The organism is Bacteroidota bacterium (assembly GCA_030706565.1).
Lineage (GTDB): Bacteria > Bacteroidota > Bacteroidia > Bacteroidales > JAUZOH01 > JAUZOH01.
In genome coordinates this window covers 1-16,287 of record JAUZOH010000042.1, presented here as the reverse complement: position 1 = coordinate 16,287, position 16,287 = coordinate 1, and the positions used below count along the sequence as shown (strand labels likewise).

The window sequence follows — 16,287 nt, the reverse complement described above, 5'->3', positions numbered from 1 at the left end:
GACAATGTACCCGATGCTTTGAAACAGCAAAGGGCTGATGAAATTATGGCTATACAGGCTGAAATATCCAACGAACTGAACCGGGAAAAAGTAGGAAAAATATTTAAAATTCTGGTTGACCGGGAGGTTGATGATTATTATATCGGCCGCACAGAATTTGATTCTCCTGAAGTTGATGACGAAGTACTTATTGCCAAAAACGGAAAAAAACTTACTATCGGAAACTTTTACCCCGTTAAAATTGTTTCATCTTCTGACTTTGAACTGACAGGTGAATTAGCCTTCTGATTTTTCCCTTAAAAAATTACGTGGATATGAAAAAAGGACTTGTCACTTTTTCTTTATCTGTTTTTTTTCTGTTTAACCCTTTAATACTGGCATTCCCGGTAAACAAAGGAATCAGTCCTCCTGTGCCTGGCTATAGTAAAAACAGGCCTGTTTCTCCCGTTTCTTCATCAGAGCCACTTTGTGGTCAATCTTCTGTCTTCCAGCTTCCTTTGCATATTTTCCCTGCTTCCAGTGAGCCCGGGCTTCCATTGGTGTTTATGATTTCGGGTGATGGCGGCTGGGGATGGTTCGACCAGCAACTGGCTTTACACCTGGCAAAGAAAAATATTCCCTGCATAGGGCTGGATGCCTTTCATTATTTCTGGAACAAAAAGACTCCTGAAATGGTTGCTCATGATATTGAACCGGTTATAAACTATTATTTGAAGTATTGGAACAGGACTCAGATCATTTTAATCGGATATTCTTTCGGTGCTGAAATTGTTCCTTTTGTGGCCAGAAAATTTATTCCTTCCCTGAGAAACAAGACAGCTTTGGTGGTAATGCTGTCGCCTACCGAAAGGACAGGTTTTGAAATCCACTTCATTGACATGCTGAGCATAGATAGCCGCAAAGATACGTATGACGTGGTCAATGAAGTAAGGAATCTTCAAAATACCAAGGTTTTATGTATTTTCGGCCAGGACGAAAATACTAAAATTCCTTCCCTGATCCACGATAAACGGGTACATTTTTATTATACAAAGGGAGGACATCATTTCGACAGAAGTTATGACGAAATCATCCAAGCTATTCTGAAAGATCTGAATTGATTTTAATTTCAAGACAATCAGTCTTTTATTTTTTAAATCAGTTAAAAATTTATTTTTTTTATTTTCGGAATAAATATTTACTATTTTTGTAAGGTATGTTTATTTAGGACAGCCAATGAGAGAAGACAGAGAAAAATTATTTGATGATGATTATGATGATGTAATACGCAGGTATGAAGATATGTTGAAAAAAAATATGCAGTATTTTTTCGATGTACATGAATTTGAAGACATAATAGATCATTATCTTGACGAAAGCAAATTTAATAGTGCTGTTCATGCTGCAAATCTTGCCAACAAGCAACATCCTTCATCAACAGAGATCCAGCTGAAAATGGCCCAGATTTTACTCGATAAAGGGCAGCCCATCAAGGCCATGAGCATACTTAGAAAACTGGAAAGGATTGAAACCGGTAATTATGAAGTCATGGTGCTCAAGGGTATAGCCTATAATCAGCTAGGAAGGACCAAAGAAGCTTCCAGGCAGTTCGATCAGGCTCTCTCTGTCACCTACGATGATAAAGATGAAGTATTGTACAATATTGCCTTATCTTTTGAACATTTCAATCAAAATAAAACGGCTCTGAAGTATTTGCTTAAGGCTTATGAACTTAACCGGAAAAATGAATCGGTTCTCTATGATATCGCCTACTGTTACGACAAGTTAGGCGAAGCTGAAAAAAGCATCATTTTTTACAATAAGTATCTGGACGAAGATGCTTTTTCGGAAAATGCATGGTTTAATATGGGACTGGTTTATTGTCAGTTGAATAAAACAGAGGAAGCGATTAAGGCATTTGATTTTTGCCTGGTGATCAATGAAAAAAATTCATCTGCCGGTTTTAATATGGGGAATTTACTCCTGGCCCAAAAAAAATATGATAAGGCCATAGATGCATACAATGATTGTGTGGCCGTAGATGATGATAATGAGCTGGCTTATTGTTATATGGGTGAATGTTACGAGAAGCTTGGCGATTTCACCAATTCACTTCTTTTTTATAATAAGGCAATCAGTCTGGACAAGGATTTTTCGGATGCCTGGTATGGAATGGGGATGGTTTATTTTTTGAACAGAAAATTCAAAAAAAGCATCCGTTATTTCTTGAAAGCCGCCCATCTTTCGCCCAATGATACAGAATATCTTTTTTCGCTGGCAAACAATTATACCAAGCTTGAACAATATAAGCAATCTGTGGAGTCGTACCTGAAGGTTATTGAGCTGGACCCCGAAGATGTGGAAGCCTGGTTGAATTGTTCAGAGCAATATTTAAAGATGTCAAGAGTTGAAGATGCCATAGATGTCCTGGAAAAAGGAATTACGAATAATCCCGACAGTGCAATTTTGTATTACAGGCTGGCATCCTATTATTTTATTAAAAGAAGATTTGTTGCCGGATATAAAGCTTTCGAAAGCGGACTTAAGTTATATCCCGAAATATGGGAACAGGTTAAAGAATTTTACCCCCAGGCTTTGAATCTTAAGAAACTCCTTGACTTAGTTACCAACTATACTAAAATCAAATAAAAAAATTATGAATTTTAATTTACCTTACCTGCCCGAACGAAGTAAAAAACCTAGAGAAAATGGCCTGACCATGATGATGGATAAAGGCCTGAGCCTAAGAGATGCTGAAAATTTTGTATCTGCTGCCGGCGAATATACGGACCTGGTGAAGTTTGGATTTGGTACTGCATTGATAACGAACAATCTGGAAGAAAAGATTAAGATTTATCAACAGGCTAATGTTCGTCCTTATTTTGGCGGTACCCTCTTTGAGCTTTTTATTGTCCGCAATATGTTCGATGAATACAGGAAATTTATTGACAAATATAAGCTGGAAATGGTGGAAGTTTCCGATGGTTCCATGGAACTGCCTCATGACCAGAAGCTTGAATATATACGTCAACTCTCCACTCAGGTTACTGTTGTTTCTGAAGTAGGTTCAAAACATGCCGGGGTGATCATCCCTACCGCCCAATGGATTTCGATGATGAAAAGCGAATTGGAAGCCGGAGCCTGGAAAGTGATTGGCGAAGCCCGTGAAAGCGGCAATATCGGTATTTATAATCAAGACGGATCTGCAAATATCGAATTGATTGACGACATTATCACCAATGTCAAATCTGAAAATATCATCTGGGAAGCGCCCAATAAAAATCAACAGGTTTGGTTTATCAAACTCCTGGGTGCCAATGTGAACGTTGGAAATATTGCTACAGCCGATGTCATCCCATTAGAATGCCTGAGGTTGGGATTCAGGGGTGATACCTTCTTTGATTTTCTGCCCAAGGAATTGAAAAAATAATCTTAAATGGAAAGAGGAACTGGGGAATGAATATATATGGTTTAATTGGCTATCCTCTTTCCCACTCATTTTCTCCTGAATATTTTGCAAATAAGTTCAGGAAGGAGAAGATTGCCGATTCCGAATACAAATTGTTCCCTCTTGAGGATATATCCCAATTGCCCATACTTCTTGAAACATATACAGAAATAAGGGGATTAAATGTTACCATTCCTTATAAGGAGAAAGTAATGGCTTTTATGGACAGCATGGATGATGTTGTCAGGAAAGTCGGTGCAATGAATACCATAAAAATCAGCAGAACAGGTGGAAAGATAAGATTAAGCGGTCATAATTCCGATGTGTATGGTTTTTATCATTCCCTGCTCCCTTTGCTGGAGCCTTCACATAAAAAAGCATTAATCCTGGGGACAGGTGGAGCTTCCAAAGCAGTTTCCTTTGTTTTGGATTCGCTGGGAATACGTTACCGTTTTGTTTCCCGTTCCCCTAAATCTTCTTCAGATTTAAGTTATGTCCAGCTTGAACGTCAGCTTATTGAGGAATATACACTGATTATCAATTCCACGCCGGTGGGAATGTTCCCCCATTTTAACGAATGTCCCGCAATTCCTTACCAGTGGATAGGCCCGAACCACTTACTTTACGATTTGATTTATAATCCTGATGAAACCCTTTTTCTCCAACATGGAAAAGAAAGGGGAGCAATCGTAAAAAACGGATTGGAAATGCTTCATTTACAGGCAGAAAGGTCCTGGGAAATCTGGAACCGTAAAGAATAAGTTTAACTGTAAAATATTTGCAGTGAGCCGGGTTGTACAAAAATCTGGCTTTGTTTTTTCTCGCAGGGACAAGGCATAGCTTTCATTTTGTGATATTTGTGCGTGGAAGCGCAGGCTGCCGATAAAATCAGCAGCATAACGAATAGGACGATCAACTGTTTGGGTGAATAAATCCGCATATAAATAAGTTTAAAATGAGTCTTCACGATTTTCAGGAAACTTTAAATGACTATCTCTCAAAAAATGACTTTGTAAATATAATTTATTGACTGATGTGTTGAACCCCTTAATTTAAATTTATAGGCAACTTTTCTTTTTTTAGGAATGATGAAATGCTCATAATTGTTACTTTTGGTATCTTAAAAAGATAGGTTTTATATCTTTTTCATTTATCTGTAATTCTGAAAGATCATGGCTGCAAAACCCAAGGTGACATTCGAACAAATCATGAGTGATTTGAAGAATAAGAGCTACTCTCCCATTTATTTTCTGATGGGCGAAGAATCTTATTTCATCGACGAAATTTCGGATTATATTGAAGACCACGTTTTAACTAAAGAAGAAAAGGATTTTAACCAGATTGTCATGTTTGGCCGTGATGTTGATGCAGCCACTGTGATCAATACCGCCAAACGTTTCCCTATGATGTCCCCATACCAGGTGGTCATTGTCAAGGAAGCACAGAACATCAAAGACATAGAAACACTGGCCTATTATGTTGAAAAACCACTAAAATCGACCGTCCTGGTTGTTGATTATAAGTATAAAACCCTGGATAAGCGGAAAAAACTTTACAAACTGGTTGAAAGCAACGGCGTTTTATTTGAATCTTCCAAGATTTATGAAGATAAGATACCTGAATGGATTGGAAAATATTTGAAAAGTCACCATTATACTGTTGATCCCGCCGGTGGGCGTATGCTGGTTGATTTCCTGGGTGACGACCTGAGCAAAATCGTCAATGCCATTAATAAGCTTATTCTTACTCTTCCGGCTAACAGTAACAATATCACTCCCGAACACATTGAAAAAAACATTGGGATCAGCAAGGATTACAATAATTTTGAATTGCAAAAGGCCATTGCGCAGAAAAATGTTTTAAAAGCCAACCGCATCATTGACCATTTTTCCAAGAATCCAAGCAGTAATCCTATTGTGTTGACCTTTTCCATACTTTATGCTTTTTTTAATAAGATATTGCTTTACCATTATATGAATGATAAATCGCAGTACAAAGTGGCTTCTACCCTTAAAATAAGCCCGTTTTTTGTAAAGGATTATGAGCTGGCTGCAAAAAAATACAGCGCCCGTAAAGCGGTTGAGAATATTTCCCTTTTACGGGAATATGATTTGAAATCAAAAGGTAAAGGAAGCGTCTCTGTGCCTCAGGGTGAGCTTCTGAAAGAATTGGTATTTAAGGTTATGCATTGATTCCTTTCGTAAGCCTTTGGATCCTGCGGAATAAGGTCAGAAACAAATATATAGATTAAAATTAAACCCTTTATGGAAGAAAATGATGTTTTCCCTGATAAGGAACACCTGCTTAAGCTGGCCAATGCCAGGATGCCTTTTGGAAAGTATGCGAACAGGTTGTTGATTGATTTGCCCGAACCTTATGTGGTTTGGTTTAAGCAGAAAGGGTTTCCTAAGGGAGAACTGGGCAAAATGCTGGCAGAGGTTTATGAAATCAAGGTTAATGGACTGGAATATCTGTTCAAACCATTGAAAAAGTGAGGTTGCCGTAATTTTTTTCACTAAACCTGCAGCTATTTAAAATTTTTTCTGTTATTTGGTTTTTAAATTTGTACTTAAACAAAACTACGGACAAATGAATAAGTGGAAATTTATCATTGTACTTGCTTGTAGCGGATTTCTTTATTCGTCTGTTGTAGCACAGAAAGTGGATATACCGGCGGATGACAATCTCAATTTGGCATACAGCAAGTCTGACCAGCGGAAAATTGACAAAGCCAATTCCCAGATTGAAGAAAGCAAAAAACTGATGGGAGAAGCAGAAACTTTGTTCCAGCCTGATATCAGCCTGGCCGATTCAAACAAGGAATGTAATAAGACCGCCTATCTGAAGATGAAAGAGGCTTCTGATGCTTTTAGCAATGCCAACAAGATAAAGTATGAAACAAACGAAAAATATATAGCCCGTTTTTGGGAAAAGGTTCATGGGGTATATGTCAAGGAACTGGTACCAACCAAGACTCTGGAACGTGAATCTAAAATTTATTATAAAGCGGCCCAGGATAAACGCCAGCAGTCCCTGCTGATGACCAATTATACCAAAGCCTACATGAATCTGTTATCATCCCTGAACCTGGAATTTACAGCTATCCAGAAGCAAAACCGCGTTTTAAGAAAATATCAGGATTGGCCTGTTTTATATGCTTATGACTGGGAAGAAAAAGTTAAACCCGACGAGGTTCCTAACAATCCCAGTAATTTTGCCGTAGTCGATTCTTCAAAGAAATCCGTAAATGCTGAAAAAAAAGAAGAATTAATTGCTCCTGTTATTTTTAAGGTACAGATTGCTGCTCATACCATTCCTTTAAGTGAACAGTATTTAAGGACTTTGTACACAGGTAATTATCGTATAGATATGATTTATGAAGATGGCTGGTACAGATATTCTATTGGTACATTCGACAATTTTAAAGCTGCCAACGATTTACTAAACAAGACCGATGTCCCGCGTGCATTTGTCATTGCTTATCAAAACGGGAAAAAGATAAAGGTGAAGGAAGCCGTTAAGCTGACCAGGGAACTGTCACAATATCAAGAATGAAAATATTGGATTATATTCTTTTTTAGTTGCAGAAGATGCGATAAAATAAAAAATTGCCAGGTCACCCTGGCAATTTTTATTTATCAAGCCGTTTAAAGATTTCTGTTGAAAAGCAAAGAGCTGTCGCCATAACTTAAAAAGCGGAAATTATTTTCCATTGCGAAGTGGTAAACCTCTTTCCATTTATCTCCGATTAGGGCGGCAATTAAGAGCAACAAGGTGCTCTTGGGCTGATGGAAATTGGTGATCAGGGCTTTCAACAATTTGTAATGATATCCCGGGGCAATAATGATCTGGGTGGAAGCATGCAACAATTCAAGGTTGTTGTCCAGCAGGTAGTTATATAAAGCATTGAGCGACTCTTTTGGAGAAATATCCTGAGGCATGTCGTACACCTCCCATTGTGAAAGATGGTAATTTTCTTCAAATTCGTCCTGCCTGGTCAGCAACTTAACTCCCAGCCAATACAGGCTTTCCAATGTCCTGACGGTGGTTGTCCCTACCGCAACAATATTTTGAGCATTGTCAATGATTTTTTTCAGTTCAGCCTTTCTGACAAAAAAATGCTCGGTATGCATTTCATGTTCACCAATACATTCGGTTTTGACAGGTTTAAATGTTCCGGCCCCCACATGAAGGGTCAACTCGGCTGTATCAATGTTTTTAGCTTTCAGGCTTTCCAGTACTTCGGGAGTGAAATGCAAGCCGGCCGTCGGGGCTGCAACCGAACCTTCAAATTTGGAATAAATGGTCTGATACCTGACTTTATCGGAATCTTCGGCATCACGGTGCAAATAAGGGGGCAAAGGAATCAACCCGCAGGCTTCCATGACATCAGCAAAAGTGATTTCGCTGTTGTCCCATGAAAATTTTATGGCGTTAATGCCCGAATCTTCCGAGATTTTGGTTGCCGACAGGCTATATGTTTTTCCTTCGAAATCAAATGATTTTGTCAGATCCTGGCCCTTCCAACGTTTCTGGTTTCCAATCAGACAATTCCATATACAATGATTTTTTGACTGAAAGGATAAGGCATAATCCGAAGGATCAAGCGGATCGAGGCAGAAAATTTCAATTTCCGCCCCTGTTTCTTTTTTAAACAATAACCTGGCCTGGAAAACTTTGGTATTGTTTCTTATCAGCAGATAGGAACTGTCGAGGTAGTCGGCAATATTTTTAAATACATCCTGCAGGATATCCTGGTTTTTATAAATCAGCAGTTTGGATTCGTCTCTTTGGGCAAGCGGGTATTTTGCAATTCTCTCCTGAGGCAAATCATAATTGTAATCGTCAATTAATACTTCTTTGGTGTCCATATTTATTCTAAATAAACGGCAAAATTAGTTAATTTTGCATAATAATTGATCAGCTTTAAAAAGCCTTTTGTTTGGGTTGATCGTGTTTAATTCAAAAAATATATGAACTTTAAAATAGGTGATAAAGTAAAATTTTTAAATGATACAGGCGGCGGTATTATTACCAAATCCATAGACAAGACAACGGTATTGGTTGAAATTGAAGATGGCTTTGAACTGCCGGTACTGCTTTCCGAATTGGTGTATGATGGCGATTCCCAGAATAGCTCAGGTGCGGTTTATGATGTTTCTACATTCAATAAGCAGGGCGAAGAAATCAGAAAAGGGAAAAAGAAACCTGTCCCTCAGGTTGAAGATGAAGAATTGACAGAAGAAGAAACCGAAGGCGGGATTGAGGATACTGAATATTACTTTTTCAAAAAAGAAGAAAATAAACTGATTGAGCAGCTGAATGAACCGGAACCTGAAGATACAGCTGAAGATACGGATACGGTTGTCAGTATATTGTGCGCATTTACCCATAACAGGGAAAAGGGAAATTCTGTGTACAACCTTTATTTGATCAATGATTGCCAGTATTCATTGCTGTTTAACCTGGCTGCAAACGAACAGGGCAGCTTTCGTCATATCAAAAGCGGGGCCCTGGAAGGGGAAACGAAATTTCTTCTTGGAACCTATACCCGCGATAAGTTGGACAAAATCACGGGGTTGCGCTTTGAACTGATATTGCTTAAAACTGGCAAGTACAGACCTCAGGAACCCTTGGCCGAAGAAATAAAAATTGATACTTCCCTGGTCTGTAATTTAGACAATTATTCCGAAAATGATTATTTTGACGGCCCTGCCCTGACTTATTACATTTCTTCGAGTAACATTGCCAAGGAAATGGACAAGGTATCCGGGAAAAATATACGGGAGATAATCCGGGAAAAGGAACCGGCACGGAAAAAAGTGGTGGTACATAAAAACAGGCAGGCCACTCCTGCCCCTGATGAAGTGGATTTACACATTGAAAAGCTGGTGGATAATTATAAATCCCTGGATCCCAATGAAATTATGGACATACAGTTGGCGAAATTTGAAATTGCCCTTGAAGGGGCTATACGTAACCATATTCCCAAGATCGTATTCATTCATGGCATTGGGAACGGGCGCTTAAAGTTTGAACTTCGCAAATGCCTGGATCAGAAATATCCCCAGCTGAAGTATCAGGACGCTTCTTTCAGGGAATATGGATATGGGGCAACAATTGTACTGATTAAATAAGATAAAGATTATATATTTGTTTCCCTTTGAAAAAGGGGAAATTTTGTGGATAAATTACTGAGCAGGTTGTTCTATCGCTGTCTGCCTTTGGGCAGAGAGAGGAAAGTCCGGGCAACAAAGAGCACCATACTTCCTAACGGGAAGATACCCGCGAGGGTATTGTCAATGAAACAGAAAATAACCGTCAGCTTTTGCTGATAAGGGTGAAAAGGCGAGGTAAGAGCTCACCGGTTCCGGTGGCGACATTGGAAGCCGTTCAACGTATGGGTTGTAAGACCATGTATACCGGCAATTAAGGGCTGCTCGTCCAATGCCGGGGGGTAGGTCGCTTGAGCCTGGCAGTGATGCCAGGACTAGATAAATGATAGAAATCCAATTTTGGACACAGAACCCGGCTTATAAACCTGCTCTTTAATTTATTTTTACAAAATTCAGGATTTGTCTTCAGATAAAACCTGATTTTCCTTTTTTATCTTTTTTATTTAAAAAATTACTTTAAAAGCTTAATATTATAACAAACTATCCATTAAGCTTAAAATTTTTGAAGAATTTACTCATAATTAATTCCATTTAATTATATTTGTAAAGAAGGTATAATTAAAAAAATTTCAAAACATGTTTTCGAAAAAAACAATTAAGGCTCGGCTGGCTATTGTGCTGGCTGCTATGTTATTGCTGGCTTCTTGTCAAAGTAGAAATCAGGCTGATAAGCAAAGTTATAATTCCGCGGACAGTGCTAATTTAAAAACCTTGACTAAGGAAGTTAAAGAAGTAGTTTTCCCTCTACCTACTTTGTTTGAAACAACAAAGATGCTGAATGATATAGGAGCTAATTATGTTCCTTCTTCATTAAATCCTGTCAATAAGCTTGACAAATATTTTAAGGAAAAAAGCAAAGCCATTAATCTGGGCGTTTATGGTACAGATTTAGCCTATGCTGCTGCTTATGACCAAAAACAGGATATTAAGTTTTATTCCAAAGCTGTGAAAAATCTCATTGACAAGTTGGGAATTAACATCAATCTTAACAAGATGCTCACTGAGGAATACAAGCAAAAACTAAACAATAAGGATACACTGACCAAAGTAATATCCAATACTTTTTACGATACTTATAAATACCTGAATGAAAAGAGCAATTCTGACCTGGCCATAGTGATGGTTTCCGGTATGTGGGTGGAAGCCATGTACATTGCTACGCATATTTCCGAGGACACTTATCATTATTCAGGCCTGGTTAAGATTATCGTCAAGCAGAAAGATTCGTATACCAAACTGATGTCCTTATTAAAAGCTCATGATTCAGACAAGGATATCAAAGATATAGAAAACAAACTGATGGTGCTGAAGCCTTCTTTTGACAAAGCAAGCAAGGGCCTTACTGAAAAAGAATACATGACTATTTTAAAAACTATCCAAACGGTGCGTCAATCATTTGTTGATTAATGTAAAAATTTTTGATGACAAGGACAGCCCGTGCTTTTGCAATGGGCTGTTTTTTTAACATATAAACAGATGAACAGATGAACGAGTCAATTTTAAAAGCCTTGATGCATTTGTTCGCTATTGTTGCCAATGTCAATAAGGAAGGACATTTTGAAAACGATCGCGAAATTGTTAAGGATTACCTTGACCTTCAGTACACCCATGAGGTTGTCCATAAATATATTGAATATTTTGACCGACAGGTCAGGCTGTTTCATCCTGAGCAGTTTTACGAAAACAGCGAGCAGAAAGCCCGGTCAAATATTTCCAATGGCTCTTTTATTGTTGAACTATGTACCCAGATTAATGAAGAGCTGGAACAGGAACAAAAGATTATTGTCCTGATTTATCTCCTTGATTTTGTCAGCAGGGGCAATAGTTTGGATGATTCAGAACTGAAATTCATTAATTCTGTGGCCCAGCATCTGAAAATCAGGGAAGATGAATATGAGGACATCAAATCCTTTACTTTCGGGGAATTGGATCAATGCCAGCATCCGGAAAGGATCCTGATTATCGATTCCAAAGAATCTTCTGACAGGCCGGAGATCAAGCACATGGTGAACAAAAAAATAGACGGTTTGATCGTTGTTCTGCACCTGCCTTCTACCAATACTTATGTCTGCCGCTATTATGGAAGGCTTTCCCTGTTCCTGAACGGCCATTATATAAAGCCCGACCGTTCCTATATATGGTCAATGGGCGCAACCATCAAAAGTTCCAAAATCGGTTCCCTTTATTTCAGCCGTGTCGCCGGCCAGTTTATCCAGGCCGGCATTGAAAATAAATTTGTTTTTGCTGCCGAAGAAATAGAGTACAGTTATTATAACAGTACAAACGGGGTTAAACGGTTTAATTTTTCGGAAGATTCAAGCCGGTTGATTGGCATTATAGGCGGAAGTGGCTCAGGAAAATCCACCCTGCTTAACCTGTTGAACGGAAACCTTAAACCCAAGAATGGAACCATCAAAATTAACGGTTACGACATTCATCAGGATAAAGATAAGATTAAGGGCATTATCGGATATGTGCCTCAGGATGACCTGCTGATTAAGGAACTCACCGTTTATCAGAACCTGTATTTCAGTGCCAGGTTTTGTTTTAATCAATATTCAGAGGAAGAAATCCGAAAAGTGGTTGAAAAAGCCCTGGTGGAATTTGATTTGGTCGAAGCCCGCGATTTATATGTAGGTGATGCCATCACCACTATTCTTAGCGGCGGGCAGCGCAAACGTTTAAATATCGCTCTGGAACTGATCCGGGAGCCTTCCATTTTGTTTGTCGATGAGCCCACCTCCGGACTTTCATCTGCCGATTCCGAAAAAGTAATCAACCTCCTGAAGCGTCAGGCACTGAAAGGGAAACTGGTTATAGCCAATATCCACCAGCCTTCCTCCGATGTTTTTAAGATGCTGGATAAACTGCTGGTCATGGACCTGGGAGGAAGGATTATCTATTACGGAAATCCCCTCAGTGCCGTTACCTATTTTAAAAATGCAGCCAAATATCCCGATGCCGATGAAAGCGAATGCATGAATTGCGGTAATATCAATACCGATCAGATTCTTCGCATTGTTGAAGCCCGTGTGGTCGACAGTAATGGCCGGCTGACCCGCAAACGCAAAACTTTCCCCGAAGAATGGTACCAGATGTACCTTTCTAATATTGATGTGAATGTCAAAAAGATAAAAAGGCAGCATGATTCATCCATTCCTAAAAGCAATTTCAGCATACCCGGGCATTTTAAACAATTCAAGATTTTCCTGCAAAGGGATGTTTTATCAAAATTGCACAACCGTCAGTACCTGGTGATCAATACCCTGGAAGCTCCGCTTTTGGCTGTCATTTTGGCCTTCTTCTCAAAATGTTTTATCCTGGTCAACGATAGTCCTAAGTATATTTTCAGCGAAAATCCCAATATACCTGCTTTTCTGTTCATGTCGGTCATTGTGGCCTTATTCCTGGGACTGGTGATCAGCTCCGAAGAAATTTTCAAGGATAGGAAAATACTTAAGCGGGAAGAGTTTCTGGATTTGAGCCGTTCCTCCTACCTCTTTTCCAAAATCGTGGTGCTTTTTATCATCTCGGCCATCCAGATGTTGATTTTTGTCCTGATTGGAAATTACATGCTAGAAATCAAAGGAATGACCTTAAGTTACTGGCTCATCCTGTTTACGGCCTCCTGTTCGGCCAATATGATGGGCCTGATCATTTCTTCTGGATTGAGCTCGGCTGCAGCCATCTATATCCTGGTTCCTGTTCTGATGGTACCCCAGTTGCTCCTGAGCGGAGTAGTCATCGAATACGACAAGATGCACAACAAGATTACTTCACAGGAATATGTACCTTTTGTGGGGGATGCAATTATCGGCCGCTGGGCATACGAAGCTCTTATGGTTACCCAATTTAAGGATAACCGTTTTGAACGGAACTTTTATAATCTGGACAGGGATATTGAAAAGTCCATCTTCTATAAGTCTTATGGGATTCCGGTTTTGAAAGAGCTGAATGAGCAGTGCAAGGGCTTGCTGGTGAAGGTTGATTCAGCCAAATTACAAAAGAACCTGACTGTCATGGGTAATGAAGTGATTAAGTTGGCTGATGATCTGCAGTGGCAGCTTCCTGCCTTTGCCGCTAATATCAAAAATGGGCAGTATAACAGGGAAACCTATAATAACATTAATGATTTCCTTTCGGTTGCCTTGCAGCAGTATATTGCTAAGTACAATCAGGCTGCCGATCAACGGGATAAAAAATATGATGCGTTGATCACCAAATTAGGAAGCGAAGACAATTTTATGCGCTTCAATCAACAGTATGTCAATAAGCGGGTTGCCGACGTTGTGACCAATGAAAAGGAATTGAATGAATATACCATTCATGACGGGGAAATTATTCCCATGAAAGATCCTGTTTATCGAGTTTCAAATTCAAAAACAGGCAGGGCTCAGTTTTATGCTCCGTATAAACGCATTTTTAATCTGAGTATAGACACTTTCTGGTTTAATCTGGTGTTTATATGGCTGGGTGCTTTCTTTTTGTTTATTGTGCTTTATTTCGATATTTTCAGAAAGTTTGTTACTTATCTGGAGAATATTAAACTCAGCAGGGTAAGCAGGCAGAAGTTATTGAGGTTGTTGCTGGTCGAGCAGCTCGAAAACAGGAGACCGTCCAAAGTGAAAGAGTGAAAAAATCTGATGATGTAAAAAAAGCGGTTTTATGACCGCTTTTTTTTATGAATATTCTGATCAGCATTTTATCATTTTATTTACAAATTATTTTTGTATTTAATTTCTGTATTGTAATTTTATTAAAATATAGATTAAGAATTATTTTCAACATTCTGATTGATAAATGATAAGATCAGGAGTTTTGACCAGAATTAAATAAGCCTGGACATTACTTTTTCCTTTTTCTATTCCCCTTCTCAGAATAATTGTGGATTAAATCAGAAGTAGCCTCTATTACGTGATTTGTAATACCTGCTAAAGAGATGGACATCTTTATAAAATTCTTTTTCATCAAGGAAGCTAAACAAACAATCTGCAAGGCTTTAAGAATTTCATTATGTTTTTTTCTATTGTCTCATTTAACCGGAAGAACTGCCGTTTGTCAATTGTTAAATGGAGACTTCGAACTTGGAAGTAATAATAAACCTTCTTCCTGGAGTAATACTAGTTGGCAAACTAATGGAGTTACCTTTAGTTGGGAACCTGGTAGTCAGGATGGTTCTCATTGCGCCTGTATTTACAATGAAAGCAGTAACGATTCCAGATGGATTCAAACAATTCAACTCAGTCCCGGTAAAGTTTATTTGATCTCCGGTTTTATTAAGGGCGAGAATATTTCACAGGGTACCGGTGCAAATATATGTATTGATGGTACATGGACAAATTCGGGTAGTCTCTATGGCACATTCGGTTGGAAAAAGGTTCAGTTTTTATATAATGTTCCGGATGGTCAGTCATCAGTTACTATTGGCTGCCGACTGGGGTACTGGAGCAGCCTGGTGACCGGGAAAGCCTGGTTTGATGATATCAAGGTTGAGGAATCTCTTGTCATTGAGGGAAACCATATCGTTTTAAGCTTCTTTCCTGATATGTTGTCCGGGGTGAATGTTCAATCAATAGTTGGATGGATCAATAATCTTGATCAGGTTTATGAAAAATATTTGGAACTGGTGGGTGAAAAACCTTATTCCGGTTCAAAAATCTACATTAATCCTGATTTTTCCAATCCTAATTGGTGGGCAGTAGCCGGAAATCCCATTTTGTGGAATTCCAGATATATAAATTCCGAGTTAAAAAGTATAGACGCTAAAGGGGATTGGAGTTTTGGCATACTTCATGAATTGGGCCACGATTTTGACCTGGATTACAAATGGGTTTGGAATGCAGAAATGTTGGCTAATTTTAAAATGATATATGTTAATGAACAGTTAAATGCAACTGTTTATCAAAATACAGCTTACGTTGGAGGTGATATTCGAAAATATTATCAATCAAAATATAACGAAGTAATTGCAAAGGATTCTCTATCCTGGGATGCGGTTACTTTTTTATTTACCCAAATAGTGGATTCGATATCCTGGGAACCCTTTAAAAAAACTTTTAGGGCCTTTAACCTGATGCCCAATTCTGAAGTGCCTAAAACAGAATATCAAAAGTTTAAAATGTTTATGAATATTCTTAGCCTTAATGCCGGAAGAAATGTTTTGTCTTTCTTTAGAGAACCGGAATTTGAATGGATTCGCAGAAAATTGAGCAAAGTAAAGGGAATGTACCTCTCAAAACATGATATCAGCCTGAATGTCAACGAAAGTACGGATATTACTGCAACGTTCTCTCCCCCGGATACTCCGGACAAATCTATACTATGGTCTGTGGGGGACAGCTCAGTCTGCAAAATCGAGGGAAATGTTATAACTGCCTTAAGTTGTGGAAGCACGTATATTTATGCGACCAGCAGGGAGGGTGATTTTGTTGATTCCTGTCAAATATCCGTTACTAATTATTTTTATGTGACTGAAAATAAGAATATTTGTGAAGGCCAAAGTTATAAAGGGCATACATTAAGCGGTATATATGTGGAGAACCTGAAAACGGTGTTTGGCTGCGACAGCATCATCACCACGCAATTGATAGTAAATCCCGTGTATGACAGAACAGAAAGCGTATCCATCTGCGAAGGGGCAACCTATAAAGGACATGCCGCAAGCGGGACTTATGTAGAAAACCT

The 16,287-nt window shown here is 38.7% G+C and carries 14 protein-coding genes and 1 other RNA gene; 13 read left to right on the top strand and 2 right to left on the bottom strand.

Translation table 11 applies throughout. The features are described 5' to 3' along the window. The 5 genes from Q8907_04040 to Q8907_04020 all read left to right on the top strand — a co-directional run. Positions 1–288: 30S ribosomal protein S12 methylthiotransferase RimO (locus Q8907_04040; GenBank protein ID MDP4273430.1), on the top strand; the 288-nt coding region annotated here is incomplete at its 5' end. A 26-nt stretch (positions 289–314) separates the two neighbouring features. Beyond that, positions 315–1,100, top strand: coding sequence for an AcvB/VirJ family lysyl-phosphatidylglycerol hydrolase (locus Q8907_04035; protein ID MDP4273429.1), 786 nt, complete (start codon positions 315–317; stop codon positions 1,098–1,100). A 115-nt stretch (positions 1,101–1,215) separates the two neighbouring features. Then, the gene (locus tag Q8907_04030) at positions 1,216–2,628 is read left to right on the top strand and encodes a tetratricopeptide repeat protein (protein MDP4273428.1); all 1,413 of its coding nucleotides are present in this window, start codon (positions 1,216–1,218) and stop codon (positions 2,626–2,628) included. A gap of 7 nt (positions 2,629–2,635) precedes the next feature. Further along, the gene (locus Q8907_04025; GenBank protein ID MDP4273427.1) at positions 2,636–3,409 is read left to right on the top strand and encodes a phosphosulfolactate synthase; all 774 of its coding nucleotides are present in this window, start codon (positions 2,636–2,638) and stop codon (positions 3,407–3,409) included. Positions 3,410–3,435: 26 nt separating this feature from the next. Continuing rightward, on the top strand, positions 3,436–4,188 hold the full coding sequence (locus Q8907_04020) for a shikimate dehydrogenase (protein MDP4273426.1): 753 nt from the start codon (positions 3,436–3,438) through the stop codon (positions 4,186–4,188). 2 nt (positions 4,189–4,190) lie between these two features. On the opposite strand, the gene Q8907_04015 is transcribed toward Q8907_04020, so the two are convergent. Continuing rightward, positions 4,191–4,367, bottom strand: a complete 177-nt coding sequence (locus tag Q8907_04015; protein ID MDP4273425.1) for a hypothetical protein — start codon at positions 4,365–4,367, stop codon at positions 4,191–4,193. A 232-nt stretch (positions 4,368–4,599) separates the two neighbouring features. Here Q8907_04015 and holA point away from each other — a divergent pair, with 232 nt between their 5' ends. The 3 genes from holA to Q8907_04000 all read left to right on the top strand — a co-directional run bounded on the left by holA (position 4,600) and on the right by Q8907_04000 (position 6,982). Further along, a complete protein-coding gene (holA, locus tag Q8907_04010; protein MDP4273424.1) occupies positions 4,600–5,619 on the top strand; it encodes a DNA polymerase III subunit delta in 1,020 nt (339 codons plus the stop codon). Between the two features lie 72 nt (positions 5,620–5,691). Further along, positions 5,692–5,922 carry a DUF3820 family protein gene (locus Q8907_04005; GenBank protein MDP4273423.1) on the top strand — a complete coding sequence of 77 codons (231 nt, stop codon included), beginning with the start codon at positions 5,692–5,694 and terminating at the stop codon, positions 5,920–5,922. Positions 5,923–6,016: 94 nt separating this feature from the next. Then, positions 6,017–6,982 carry a hypothetical protein gene (locus Q8907_04000; GenBank protein ID MDP4273422.1) on the top strand — a complete coding sequence of 322 codons (966 nt, stop codon included), beginning with the start codon at positions 6,017–6,019 and terminating at the stop codon, positions 6,980–6,982. 92 nt (positions 6,983–7,074) lie between these two features. On the opposite strand, the gene Q8907_03995 is transcribed toward Q8907_04000, so the two are convergent. Beyond that, positions 7,075–8,304, bottom strand: coding sequence for an S-adenosylmethionine:tRNA ribosyltransferase-isomerase (locus tag Q8907_03995; protein MDP4273421.1), 1,230 nt, complete (start codon positions 8,302–8,304; stop codon positions 7,075–7,077). Between the two features lie 96 nt (positions 8,305–8,400). On the opposite strand from Q8907_03995, the gene Q8907_03990 reads away from it, so the two are divergent. The 5 genes from Q8907_03990 to Q8907_03970 all read left to right on the top strand — a co-directional run. Beyond that, the gene (locus Q8907_03990; GenBank protein ID MDP4273420.1) at positions 8,401–9,564 is read left to right on the top strand and encodes a DUF2027 domain-containing protein; all 1,164 of its coding nucleotides are present in this window, start codon (positions 8,401–8,403) and stop codon (positions 9,562–9,564) included. A 58-nt stretch (positions 9,565–9,622) separates the two neighbouring features. Next, positions 9,623–9,979: RNase P RNA component class A (rnpB, locus tag Q8907_03985), an RNA gene on the top strand. A 200-nt stretch (positions 9,980–10,179) separates the two neighbouring features. After that, positions 10,180–11,010 (top strand): hypothetical protein, encoded by an 831-nt coding sequence (locus Q8907_03980; protein MDP4273419.1) that lies wholly within the window; start codon positions 10,180–10,182, stop codon positions 11,008–11,010. A gap of 77 nt (positions 11,011–11,087) precedes the next feature. Beyond that, positions 11,088–14,237, top strand: a complete 3,150-nt coding sequence (locus Q8907_03975; GenBank protein ID MDP4273418.1) for an ATP-binding cassette domain-containing protein — start codon at positions 11,088–11,090, stop codon at positions 14,235–14,237. 392 nt (positions 14,238–14,629) lie between these two features. After that, the coding region (locus Q8907_03970; protein MDP4273417.1) for a M60 family metallopeptidase at positions 14,630–16,287 on the top strand (1,658 nt) is incomplete at its 3' end.